An 11,260-nucleotide genomic window follows, 5' to 3' on the forward strand; every position below is an offset into this window, starting at 1 on the left:
TCAATATCCGTTTATGACAAGTATACGCTTCCGGATATTCATATTCCGTTTACGCTAGAATTGCGCTTATGGAATACGTGGACCCAAGCATGAGCACGAACAGTACTGCAATCGGCACAACACCATTGAACAGCTACAAGGAAGCCAAGCCCGACAATCCATCGACACATCGCTCCGGCAGCCGACGCACCAAACCGAACATAGGGAAACCGACCCACCTCCGGCGCGATGCGGCAGCGAACCGCGAGCGCCTGCTCAAGGCTGGGCGCGAGGTGTTCGCCTCCGAGGGCTACGATGCCACGCTCAACGATGTCGCCAAATACGCCGGGCTCGGTGTGGGCACCGCCTACCGAAACTTCAGGAACAAGGCCGAGCTCATCGACGCCATCATCGTCGAGCAGGTCAAGGAGATCGAAGCCGTGCTCGACACGGCACTCGACATGCCCGACGCCTGGCAGGGATTGGTCTATTACATGGAGCAGGGATTGGAATTGCAGGTGCACGATCGGGGCATGGCCCAGCTCTTCACCAGTCGTCACGCCAACGCCACACGCTATGACTGGTCCCGCGACCGCCTCGCGCCGCTGGTCAACCGCATCGCCGAACGGGCCAGGAAGCAGCATGCGATTCGCGGCGAGATCACCGGCACCGATCTCATCCTCATCCAGTTCGGCATTCTCGGCATCACCGAGGCGCTACATGAGGGAGGGAAACCGGCACTCCCCCGAGACAACGACCACGATGCATCCGAATCATCTGAATCATCAGAACCATTTTCAAAAGCCAGTGCCGACGACCAACGGTATCGACGTTATCTCTGGATTGCATTGGATGGCATTCGCGCTTCGTCCGTCATGTCAAAGGATGGCTCGCAACATCCCGTCTCCGCATTGCCCGTTCCCGCTCTGCGCACCGAGGAACTGCATCGCATTTTGGCACAGTGAACACCCTGATTCCGCATCGGGATTCTGCGAAAACTGTTGCGTTACCCTCAATCATCGTCAGATTCAGCCCTTGACGGCCTTCTGCCCGATGCCCTCGGCCTCGGCGCTCGGCAGGAAGAACGAGGCGAACAGACCGACCAGCGCGAAGACCAGCATGAGGATGAACGCCCAGTGGTAACTGGTCTCCTGGGCCGCGGCCCGGACCGCCTTGGACGCGCCCGAGGCGCTCGCACCAGCCAGCGCCACCACGAGCATGGCGATGGCCGTGCCAAACGATCCGCCGATCTGGCGCACCGTGGACGAGGCGGCGTTGGCATGAGCCGTGAGCCGTGGCTCGCTCGCGTTGATGCCCGCGGTGAACGTGGTCATCATGGTGAACGAGATACCGACCATGCGTAGCGCGTAGCACAGGCCAATCACGACCAGGCTGGTGGACGGGCTGAACCAGAGCATCGGCACGGTGCCGATGAGCAGCATGACGAAGCCGAACACCGAAAGCTTTCTGATGCCGAGCTTGTCGTACATGCCGCCGGAGATCGGGTTGCAGATCATCATGACGATGGCGCCGGGCATCATCACAAGGCCCGCGGCCAACGCGCTTTCGCCTCGCGTGGTCTGCAGGTAGAGCGGCAGGACGAGCTCGATGCCCACCATGGCGATGTTGCTCAGGGTGCTCAGCACGGTGCACAGGTTGAAACGCGCGTTGGTGAAGACCCTCACGTCCATGAGCGGTTCGGCAAGGTGCAGCTGACGCATGCAGAACAAGACGATGATGACCACCCCGGCTACAAGCAGCGCTGCCAGGAGTGACGTCACCTTGCCGGTGTTGCCGATGTCGGAGAGGGCGTAGAGCAGCAGGCCGAAGCCGAGGATCGTCTCGGCGAAGGAGATGACGTCGGTCTTGCCCATGTGCGGCGTGGTGATGTTGCGCACGGCGAACAATGCAGCAACGAAGGTCAATCCGCTGCCTACGGCAAGCACGATGAAGAGCATCCTCCAATCGGAGAGCTGAAGGATGAGCCCGGAGACGGTGGGACCGACCGCAGGGCCGAAGCCGATGACCAGGCCGGTGACACCCATGGCCATGCCGCGCTTCTGCGGCGGAAACATCATGAGGATGACGTTCTGGGTGAACGGCATGAGTCCGCCTGCCGCCACAGCCTCGATGATGCGACCTGCGAGCAACACCCAGAAATTCGGCGCGAAGACGCACACGAGCGACCCGACGAAGAAGATGCCCATCATGGTCAGGTAATTGGCCTTGAGGTTGAACGAATTGAACAGCCACGCGGACATCGGGATCATGAGGCCGACCACCAGCAGGTACGAGGTGGTGAGCCACTGCGCAGTGGACTGCGAGACACCGAACGAGTTCATAATGGTGTTGAGGGCATTATTGAGGAACGTCTCGGCCAGGAGCGCCACGAACGAGCCGAAGAGCAGCACCGCCATCATCGCCGTACGCTGTCTGTCACCGATGCGCGAGGCCGGCGACTGACCGTCAGCCTTCTGGCCCATCGGAGCGGAGCCCGGTCGAGGCTCCGGTCTCTTCTCCGCGCCCCCTGTCTTCTGAGCTTTCGCCGTCTGCATGTCGTTTTCCATCATGAGGCCACGCTTATCCCTTTTATATAGCTTGCTACACTTTGAACTACAGTCTAATTCATACAGCGACAAATCATGTATCTCTCATGCTCGGTTATCAGTTCATCATTACGTCAGATAGCTTGCTATGCAACAGCCGTTGGCACCTTGCCGTCGCCAATCTTGGCTACCCCAATTGCAAGGCGCTGCAACAAGCCTTACCGCGCGCTAGAACGCCCGAATGATGCGCTCCAGCGTACGGGCAAACCACTCCTGCTCCCGCGCATCCATGCCACCCACGATACGCCGGTTCACGTCCTCCATCACCGCGCGGATGGCGTCGATGTGTCGGTCCACCACTTCGAACCCGTGCTTCGAAAGCGAAAGCACCACCTGGCGCCTGTCATTGCTCAGCTGCGAGAGGTCGACGAGCTTCGCACTCTCGAGCCTGCGCACGATGCTGCGAATGGTCGGATGGCTCAGCACGAACTTGTCGGCCACCTCCTTCTGAGTCACCGTACGCCCCTTGGAATCGTAGAGGTAGACCAGCAGCGTGACCTGCGGACCGGTGAGCTCAAGACCGTCGATGAGCTCGGAGACGCGGTTGTTGAGCTCACGCTCGATGAGCGTGTTGGCCACTTTGATGAGCGCACCGATGCTGTCCGAACCGTTCGAGGCGTCGCCTTCATCCACTGAGTAGCCGTCGGCGATTGTGTAGCCGGCCTCGGCTTCGGGCGCCGACTCGCCGCCCAGCATGGACTCCTGCCTCCACTGCATTACTCACCTACCTTTTCGCTGTTACACCACTGTACCCGAAATCGTGCGCAACATAGCGGTACATCCTTAAGATTCATCCGGCGCAACCGCGTCCTTCGATGAGCCATTTTCATTATGTAGGGAGATTTTCGAAACGCTGACGCGGTTGCGGATTGCAAAATGCCTTCATTCCGCCATTCTTGATTTGCGCCATTTGCGCTATATCAGAAAAATCTCCCTAGATAATGACCACAGATCAGAATCAAAGCAACTCCGGGGTCAGAGTCAGCACATTGTGCAGGCCCCGAGTCTCCACACTCACCTTGCCCAGACCCCGTGCCACCTCGGCCACATCCGGCTCATGCGTTGTGTCATGGGCCATTTCATCGAGCAGAGCGCGGGTGAGCAAACCACGGTACCGCTTGGCCATGTGCGAGACCACTTTCCCGTTCGCATTCGTCACGCGCAACATCCACCACGGAACGTCAGGATGCGAGGTGACGGCATAGGCCTGCGAGCGCATGTCAACTACGGCTTCACCGTCAACAGCCATCGCATTGGTCTGAGTGTCACTGCCTGTATCTCTGCCTGCCAAGGCGGCAATCACGTCGGCCCGCTGAGCCGCAGCGCCGCTACCCGGCAATCCGCCAATCTCGCCGTTCCGTTGATCGGAAACACCGCTGTCAGACGAAGGCCTCCAACCGGCAAACTCCCGTTTCCAGAACGTCTTGAGCCCTCCGATGTCAGGCAGTGAGACGTTCATCGAAAGTCGGTAGGCCGGAATCAGATCCTCACCGCTCGTCACTCCGAACATCCCAGAAAAGATGAGCACTCTGTCGCCTGGTCTCAATCTCGCCGCTTCATATAGCACGCCGGTGTAGATCTCACGGGCCGGCGCGCACGGCAGCGAATACAGATCACGCTGAGCGACGACCTCGGACATGGTCCTAGCACCGACTCCAAGTATCGCGGCCGCATTGTCACTCCTTGACACCGTTATCAGCGCCTCGGCCACGCGTCTGCGAGCTTGGTTGAGCTCCGGATAGGGCAGACTCCCGATGTCAAGACCGGGTCCGTCTTCCGGCGCGCTCTTGCCTTCTGAAGGCGGCAGCAATATGTACATACGACCATGGTAACGCACGCAGCACTCACTGACGAACCGTAGAGAAGGCCAGGTGCACGCGAAAGCTTCCTCGCCGAACTTGATTCCAAGAATTTACCCACGAACCACAGCTGAAAGCTGGGAATCGTGCAAATAGTCACCGCTCATGGTTAAGCTCTACTTTCATACATATCCATGCACATTGTGGCATGTGGGCTGCTGTGTCAGGACACGCATCAGGGAGAATCGCGAGAGGAACGCTATGAAGGAACTGGAAGACAGGATTGTGAAAGATGGCACGGTCAAGCCCGGGGACGTGCTCAAGGTGGATGCGTTCCTCAACCACCAGTGCGACGTGACACTCTTCGATCACATGGGCGCCGAATGGGCGCGTCTGTTCGCCGGCAAACATGTGGACAAGATTCTCACCATCGAGGCCTCCGGCATCGGCATCGCCTGCTGTGCCGCACGTCATTTCGGCAACGTGCCGGTGGTGTTCGCCAAGAAGACCCGGTCCATCAACCTCGACGGCGATCAATACGTCACCAAGGTCTATTCCTACACCAAGCAGAAGGAATTCCCCGTCATCGTCTCCAAGCGTTTCCTCACCAAAGGCGAGCACGTGCTGCTCATCGACGACTTCCTGGCCAACGGCAAGGCCATGAGCGGTCTCATCGACATCTGCAACGAAGCGGGTGCCGTCATTGAGGGTATCGGCATCGCCATAGAAAAAGGCTTCCAGCGCGGCGGTAGCCAGCTGCGTGATGCCGGATACGACGTGCAGTCACTGGCCATCGTCAAATCCATGGACGGAGAAAAGGGCACCATCGAATTCGCCTGACCAGAGCAGGGCACCCCTGGAAAATAGACATAGAATCGCTGGAAGCGCAACGAGGCGCGGCTCAGCGTACAATAAGCAGCTATCAGCACTATCTCATTTCCATGAAAAGAGACCCTTTTGAGCACTGATCAGCATTCGAATCAACAGGATTCAGCCATTCCCGACAACAAGCAAAATAAGGGCAACGAGGCTCAACCGGCTTCGGCAGTCACTGGAACAGAGACAGCCACGCCGTCTACCGCCGAGGCCCTACGCCAGCTGAACGGAAAAATCTCCTTCTGGCGTGGCATACCCTTCGGTCTGCAGCATGTGCTGGCCATGTTCGTGGCTAACTTGGCACCCATATTCCTCGTCACCGCCGCGGCGCGCCTCACACCCGAACAATCGGCCATGATTATCCAGAACGGCCTTCTGGTGGCCGGCCTGGGCACCTGCCTGCAGCTCTACCCCATCTGGCACATCGGCAGCAGGCTCCCCATGGTCACCGGCATCTCCTTCACGTATGTGGCCGCGGCCACCGCCATCGTAGGCAAGCAGGGCTTTGCCGGACTCATGGGCGCGGTCATCGCCGGCGGGTTCGTCGAACTCATCCTGGGTCTGACCGCCCAGTTCTGGAAGAAATACGTACCGCCGATCGTCTCGGCCATCGTGGTGACCACCATCGGCTTCTCGCTGCTCTCCACAGCTGCTTCCTCCTTTGGCGGCGGCTCCGGCGCCAAGGACTTCGGCAGCTGGCAGAACCTCACCCTCGGCCTCATCTCACTGGCGGCCTGCCTGACCTTCCAGCTGCTGGCCCGCGGCACCGCCAAGCAGCTCTCCGTGCTCTTCGGCCTGGTCTTCGGTTATGTTGTGGCCATATTCATGGGCAAGGTGGATTTCTCAGGCTTCGCCAATCTCCAGGCGCTGAGCCTGCCACGCTTCATGCCATTCAAACCGACGTTCGATGCCGGATCGATTATCTCGTTCGCCCTGCTATACGTGGTCTCGTCCGTGGAGGTTCTCGGCGACAGTGCTGCGCTGACCAAGGTGGGCCTGAACCGCCTGCCCACCGACCGCGAGACCAGCGGGGCCATCGCCGGCGACGGTGCCATCTCCATCGTCTCAGGGCTCTTCGGATGCCTGCCGCTCACCTCATTCGCCCAGAACATCGGCCTGGTCTCCGTCACCAAGGTGGTGAACCGAAAGGTCATCCTCTCGGGTGGCCTGCTGCTCGTCGTCGCCAGCTTCGTGCCGGGCGTGGCGCAGGTGTTCAACTCGATGCCACAGGCCGTGCTCGGCGGCTGCACCATCATGATGTTCGGCAACATCATCCTCTCGGGCTTCCAGATGATCGCCGAGGCGGGCTTCACCCAGCGCAACATCACCATCGCGGCGCTCTCCCTGACCATCGGCCTGGGCTTCACACAGGTGAGCTCAATCTTCAGGAACTTCCCCACGCTCTTCCAGTCTATCTTCGCCACCAATCCCATCGCTATCAGCTTCGTCGTGGCCGTGGTGCTGTGTCTGGTGCTGCCTGGCGAGGAGCGTTTCCTGTCCACATCTCATGCAACAGATGCAAAAGCAGATGACTGATTCGCCGAAACGGATATAATCAGATCTCCTCATGGGCCGAGCTAAACATGAATGGTATAACCGCACTATTGCGGCGGTCCAAATGCCACTGTCCAAATGTCACTATATATGGATGATGTATTAATTCACAGGGTCCGACGACCCAGGCAAGTCGTATTGTCTATATCTGTCGGACCCGTAATCCCGTAATATATACACAGTCACCGCCCCGTCGAATGGGATTTACGCCAATGTGGGGATATATTATCATTCCGCATTCACATAACGCCTGCAAATCTTCTCATACATGTCAATCCATTCAAAGTACATGCGCTTGGGCAGGCTCTCATTGACGCAGTGCATGGTGTTGTTGCCCGGACCGAACATGACGCACGGCTGGCCCATGGGCTTGTCGATGAGCAGACGGCTGGCATCGGTGCCGCCCGATACGCCGACGAGCGGGATTCGGGCTTCCCCGCCTTCCTTGCCCTGGTCCTTGAGGCTCTGCTCGCCGACCTGTCGGATGATGTCGTTGACCTTCGATTCCTTGGCCCCGATGATCGGCACGATATCCATGCCCACGGTGTAGGAGACCTGCGCCTTATGGCCGGCGTTGAAATCGGAGACCGTCTTGTCCACCACCTTGCGGATGGCGATGTTGTCGAATTCGGGGATGATGCGCATGTTGATCTCGGCGTTGGCCTGCTCCGGAATGGTGTTCACTTGGCTGCCACCCTTGATGACATCGATGTTGAACACGGTGCCGCCCAAATCGGCATTGGTAATGCCGTTAGCAGCCGCCTTCACACGTTCGGTTAGCGACGAGAGGAACTCCACCATGGCCTCCACCGCGTTGACACCGAGTTCGGGCATGGAGCTGTGGGCGGATTTGCCCTGCATGGTGAACTCCATGTTGAGCTCGCCCTTCGTGGCATAGACCATGCTGTAGCCGGAAGGCTCACCGATGATGGTGGCGTCCACATCCTTCATGTAGCCGGCCTCGTACAGACGCTCGGCACCCGGCATGCCAACCTCCTCGCCTGCCGTAGCCAGCAGGCGCACCGTACCATGCAACCTGTTCTCAATTTTCTTGAGGCGCAGCATGGTGATGACCATGGCAGCCAGACCGGCCTTCATGTCGGTCACGCCGCGGCCATAGATCAAATCACCCTTTTCGGTGACCTCGAACGGGTCGGTCCGCCAACCTTCCTGTTGGGCCGAAACAGTGTCCATGTGACCGGTGAGCACAAGTACCGGCTTACCGCTGCCAACCTCTGCCACCAGGTTCGCACGCTTCGGATCGTCGTCGAAGGGCAGCACCTTGCTCGCAACGCCCGCCTCGTCGAAAATATTCTGGATGGCGTCCGCCACCACCTTCTCATTGCCGTTCTCAGTGTGGAATGCCACGAACTTGCGCAGCAGCTCCATCTGGGATTTCTCGTCATCAAACCGTTCAGCCATTTCAGCTCCTTCAAAATTTATCTGGTCAGTATTATTCATCCAGTCAGCGCAGCCGGCGATACCGGCAACGCCATCGCTAACCGTTTCAGTCTAACAGGCCAATCTGAATGCAACCTATCCTCATAGCCAAAATGCCCGGGCATATATAGGATGTCACAGGGAATATGTCATTATGCGGCCAATTGCCACATTGAAAGGAACGAGAAGAGGCCTTATGGAAATCGGATCTATAGCGGAATGGGCGACGGCGATCGCGGAGACTGCGGCAGTACTGGTGGCACTCTTCCTGCCGTATGTAGATCACAGAAACAGCGAGCGCAAAGCTGCCCGCAGCTTCAAGCTCACGCTCTATGCCGCAGTGATGCGCTCACGCGAATCCGGAAACATGGATGCCCTGCGCACCTTGGTGAGCATCTCGGCGTTCACCGATGCCGGCACACGCAACAAAGCCGACCTGGACAATGCCCAGCAAATCCTCGACATCTACGACAACTCCGAACTCGCGGACGAGACAAAGAAGAAGGAGATTCGTCAGGTCGCCGAACAAATCAAGCCCGAGCCTCGGAGCTGAACCCATGATTGCAATGATGAGACTGCTTTGAGGGGGCGCGATGGCGGCCAACCGCGTGCGGAACTGAAACGAACAGTTATTGTCAACATGAACAACGTTGACGATGAGCACCAGCACCGCGACCACCGGCACCCACGAACCCGTCGGCCCCTGCAAAATGCCGAAGGCAACAGGAGCGACCGCCGCCGCTACATAACCGCCGGATTGCGCCATGCCCGAAAGCCAGGCCGTTTCGGATGCCGATGAAGAAGGCTGAGATGACACCTCTAATATATCCTGGATAACAGAACTTATCATGGACATCCGTTCACATTCCCGCAATTAGCATCACATTTCGGTATAACCTGACGGAGTTTTACCATTTCCTCCTAAATTCCAGCACACAGTGTCATAATATGGCATTATCTGACGAAGTTTTACCGGTATCGTTCGGGCTCCGGCGCACTGTGACAGAACGGCACATTTGCGGGTCAGCATTATAAATCCCGCGATTCATACCATTTATTGGCACAAATCACGGGATTAAGTCACGCCTGATCTAGACGTAATCAAGTAGGAATGGCGCCCACTGTTCCAATCAATCACTCCCACTCGATGGTGGCCGGCGGCTTCGAGGTGCAGTCGAGCACCACGCGGTTGATACCGGGGCATTCGTTGGTGATGCGCGTGGAAATGGTGGCGAGCACATCATACGGAAGTCGATACCAGTCCGCCGTCATGGCATCCTCCGAAGTGATTGGTCGCAGCACGATGGGCGAACCGTAGGTCCGTTCATCGCCTTGAACACCCACGGAGTGCACATCGGCGAGGAGCACCACCGGGCACTGCCAGATCTCACGGTCGAGCCCTACCTTCGTCATTTCTTCACGGGCGATGGCATCGGCCTCACGCAGTAGGTCAAGCCGTTCGCGCGTAATCTCACCGATGATGCGGATTCCCAAGCCAGGACCAGGGAAGGGCTGGCGCCAAACCATAGCCTCAGGCAGGCCAAGCTCGGTACCGATGGCACGCACCTCGTCCTTGAATAGCGTGCGCAGCGGCTCGATGAGCTTGAACTTGATGTCGGCAGGCAAGCCACCCACATTGTGATGCGACTTGATGTTGGCAGCCCCGTCTCCGCCACCGGACTCTACCACGTCCGGGTAGAGCGTGCCCTGCACGAGGAACTTGACCTCCTTGCCTTGGGCACCCGCCTCTTCAATAACCTGGCGCTGCGCCTTTTCGAAGGTGCGGATAAACTTCTCGCCGATGATCTTACGCTTGCGCTCCGGCTCGGTGACGCCCTTGAGTGCGTTGAGGAAGTCGTCTGACGCATCTACTTCGATCAGTTTGATGCCGGTGGCCGCCACAAAATCGTGACGCACCTGCTCGGCCTCACCTTTGCGCAACATACCATGGTCAATGAATACGCAAGTGAGCTGGTCGCCCACGGCCTTGTGCACCAAAGCCGCAGCCACCGCTGAATCCACACCACCCGAAAGTCCGCAAATAACCTGTGCGTCTCCAACTTCGTCACGAATCTTGGAAACCTGATCCTCGATGATGTCGGAAGCGTTCCAGTCGGAAGGCAATCCAGCACATTTGTGCAGAAACGTGTCGAAGAGGTCCTGACCGAGAGGGGTGTTCTTCACCTCTGGATGCCACTGCACCCCATACAATTTACGCGACTCATCCTGCATAGCTGCCACGGGGGCACCTTCCGTATGGGCAAGCACCTCGAACCCCTCAGGAGCCTTCTTTACGGCCACACCGTGGCTCATCCACGTGCTCTGATCCGCTGGCGAACCGGACAACACACCTTTGGCATCGTCGATGACGGCCTCGGTCTTGCCATACTCCCCCAAGGCCGCCTTGTCGACTGTGCCACCAAGCTCGTTGGCCATAACCTGAAAGCCGTAGCAGATGCCCAACACCGGCACGCCCGCATCGAAAACCTTGGAATCGATGTCAGGGGCACCCTCCTCGTAGACGGATGCTGGCCCTCCTGACAGGATAATGGCCTTCGGGTCCTTCGCCAACATCTCGTCCACGGGCATGGAATGAGGGACCAATTCTGAATAGACATGTGCCTCGCGTACACGGCGTGCAATCAGTTGAGCATATTGGGCTCCAAAATCAACGACAAGCACTGGACCTGTGGCCATGCGTTACCTCTCATTCTCTCGTATTACCATATTGGAACTGAAACAGACGGAGATGCCAGAGCATCAACAATCTTCTTAGGACATATTATATTGTCAATGTTCAAGCCGACAAGGCAATCTATACGCCGTCAACAAACTGAACAAATCAGAACGTGCTGTACATCAACACGCCGTGAAACCTTACGTCGAATTGAACATACCAAAACAGTGCTATTTATTCATTATCGCAACTTTCCAACGTTCTTTAATTGAACAACAAAGCTAGGAAAAGTCACATAATTTCGATTATTTGTTACGAAATCAATCAAA

General features: G+C 57.7%; 9 protein-coding genes. 4 read left to right on the forward strand and 5 right to left on the reverse strand.

Annotated features, from left to right (window positions below; all coding sequences use genetic code 11):
- Window positions 1-68 precede the first annotated feature (68 nt).
- Window positions 69-944: a TetR/AcrR family transcriptional regulator gene (locus tag ACSYSS_RS04455; protein WP_491702880.1), complete on the forward strand. Its 876-nt coding sequence runs from the start codon at window positions 69-71 to the stop codon at window positions 942-944.
- Window positions 945-1,007: 63 nt separating this feature from the next.
- Here the strand turns inward: ACSYSS_RS04455 and ACSYSS_RS04460 are convergent, their stop codons facing one another.
- The 3 genes from ACSYSS_RS04460 to ACSYSS_RS04470 all read right to left on the reverse strand — a co-directional run bounded on the left by ACSYSS_RS04460 (window position 1,008) and on the right by ACSYSS_RS04470 (window position 4,404).
- Entirely contained in the window at window positions 1,008-2,549 is a 1,542-nt protein-coding gene (locus tag ACSYSS_RS04460; RefSeq protein WP_491702881.1) for an MDR family MFS transporter, read from the reverse strand.
- 204 nt (window positions 2,550-2,753) lie between these two features.
- Window positions 2,754-3,302 carry a MarR family winged helix-turn-helix transcriptional regulator gene (locus tag ACSYSS_RS04465; RefSeq protein WP_491702882.1) on the reverse strand — a complete coding sequence of 183 codons (549 nt, stop codon included), beginning with the start codon at window positions 3,300-3,302 and terminating at the stop codon, window positions 2,754-2,756.
- Window positions 3,303-3,543: 241 nt separating this feature from the next.
- Complete coding sequence (locus ACSYSS_RS04470; RefSeq protein ID WP_491702883.1) at window positions 3,544-4,404, reverse strand: YaaA family protein; 861 nt, start codon at window positions 4,402-4,404, stop codon at window positions 3,544-3,546.
- 241 nt (window positions 4,405-4,645) lie between these two features.
- Here ACSYSS_RS04470 and ACSYSS_RS04475 point away from each other — a divergent pair, with 241 nt between their 5' ends.
- Entirely contained in the window at window positions 4,646-5,224 is a 579-nt protein-coding gene (locus ACSYSS_RS04475; protein WP_491702884.1) for a xanthine phosphoribosyltransferase, read from the forward strand.
- A gap of 258 nt (window positions 5,225-5,482) precedes the next feature.
- Entirely contained in the window at window positions 5,483-6,796 is a 1,314-nt protein-coding gene (locus ACSYSS_RS04480; protein ID WP_491704223.1) for a nucleobase:cation symporter-2 family protein, read from the forward strand.
- Between the two features lie 246 nt (window positions 6,797-7,042).
- Here the strand turns inward: ACSYSS_RS04480 and ACSYSS_RS04485 are convergent, their stop codons facing one another.
- Window positions 7,043-8,236, reverse strand: a complete 1,194-nt coding sequence (locus ACSYSS_RS04485; RefSeq protein WP_491702885.1) for an ArgE/DapE family deacylase — start codon at window positions 8,234-8,236, stop codon at window positions 7,043-7,045.
- A 214-nt stretch (window positions 8,237-8,450) separates the two neighbouring features.
- Between ACSYSS_RS04485 and ACSYSS_RS04490 the strand changes: the two genes are divergently transcribed.
- Window positions 8,451-8,807, forward strand: a complete 357-nt coding sequence (locus ACSYSS_RS04490) for a hypothetical protein (RefSeq protein ID WP_491702886.1) — start codon at window positions 8,451-8,453, stop codon at window positions 8,805-8,807.
- A 581-nt stretch (window positions 8,808-9,388) separates the two neighbouring features.
- Here ACSYSS_RS04490 and guaA read toward each other — a convergent pair.
- A complete protein-coding gene (guaA, locus tag ACSYSS_RS04495; protein WP_491702887.1) occupies window positions 9,389-10,951 on the reverse strand; it encodes a glutamine-hydrolyzing GMP synthase in 1,563 nt (520 codons plus the stop codon).
- Window positions 10,952-11,260: the final 309 nt, after the last annotated feature.

This window comes from Bifidobacterium sp. ESL1118, from assembly GCF_058505595.1.

What these genes read in the sequence shown, in the direction of transcription:
- ACSYSS_RS04455 (WP_491702880.1), top strand. Translation starts at nt 69, where the DNA reads ATGGAATACGTGGACCCAAGCATGAGCACGAACAGTACTGCAATCGGC.
- ACSYSS_RS04470 (WP_491702883.1), bottom strand. Translation starts at nt 4,404, where the DNA reads ATGTACATATTGCTGCCGCCTTCAGAAGGCAAGAGCGCGCCGGAAGAC.
- ACSYSS_RS04460 (WP_491702881.1), bottom strand. Translation starts at nt 2,549, where the DNA reads ATGATGGAAAACGACATGCAGACGGCGAAAGCTCAGAAGACAGGGGGC.
- ACSYSS_RS04465 (WP_491702882.1), bottom strand. Translation starts at nt 3,302, where the DNA reads ATGCAGTGGAGGCAGGAGTCCATGCTGGGCGGCGAGTCGGCGCCCGAA.
- ACSYSS_RS04475 (WP_491702884.1), top strand. Translation starts at nt 4,646, where the DNA reads ATGAAGGAACTGGAAGACAGGATTGTGAAAGATGGCACGGTCAAGCCC.
- ACSYSS_RS04485 (WP_491702885.1), bottom strand. Translation starts at nt 8,236, where the DNA reads ATGGCTGAACGGTTTGATGACGAGAAATCCCAGATGGAGCTGCTGCGC.
- ACSYSS_RS04490 (WP_491702886.1), top strand. Translation starts at nt 8,451, where the DNA reads ATGGAAATCGGATCTATAGCGGAATGGGCGACGGCGATCGCGGAGACT.
- guaA (WP_491702887.1), bottom strand. Translation starts at nt 10,951, where the DNA reads ATGGCCACAGGTCCAGTGCTTGTCGTTGATTTTGGAGCCCAATATGCT.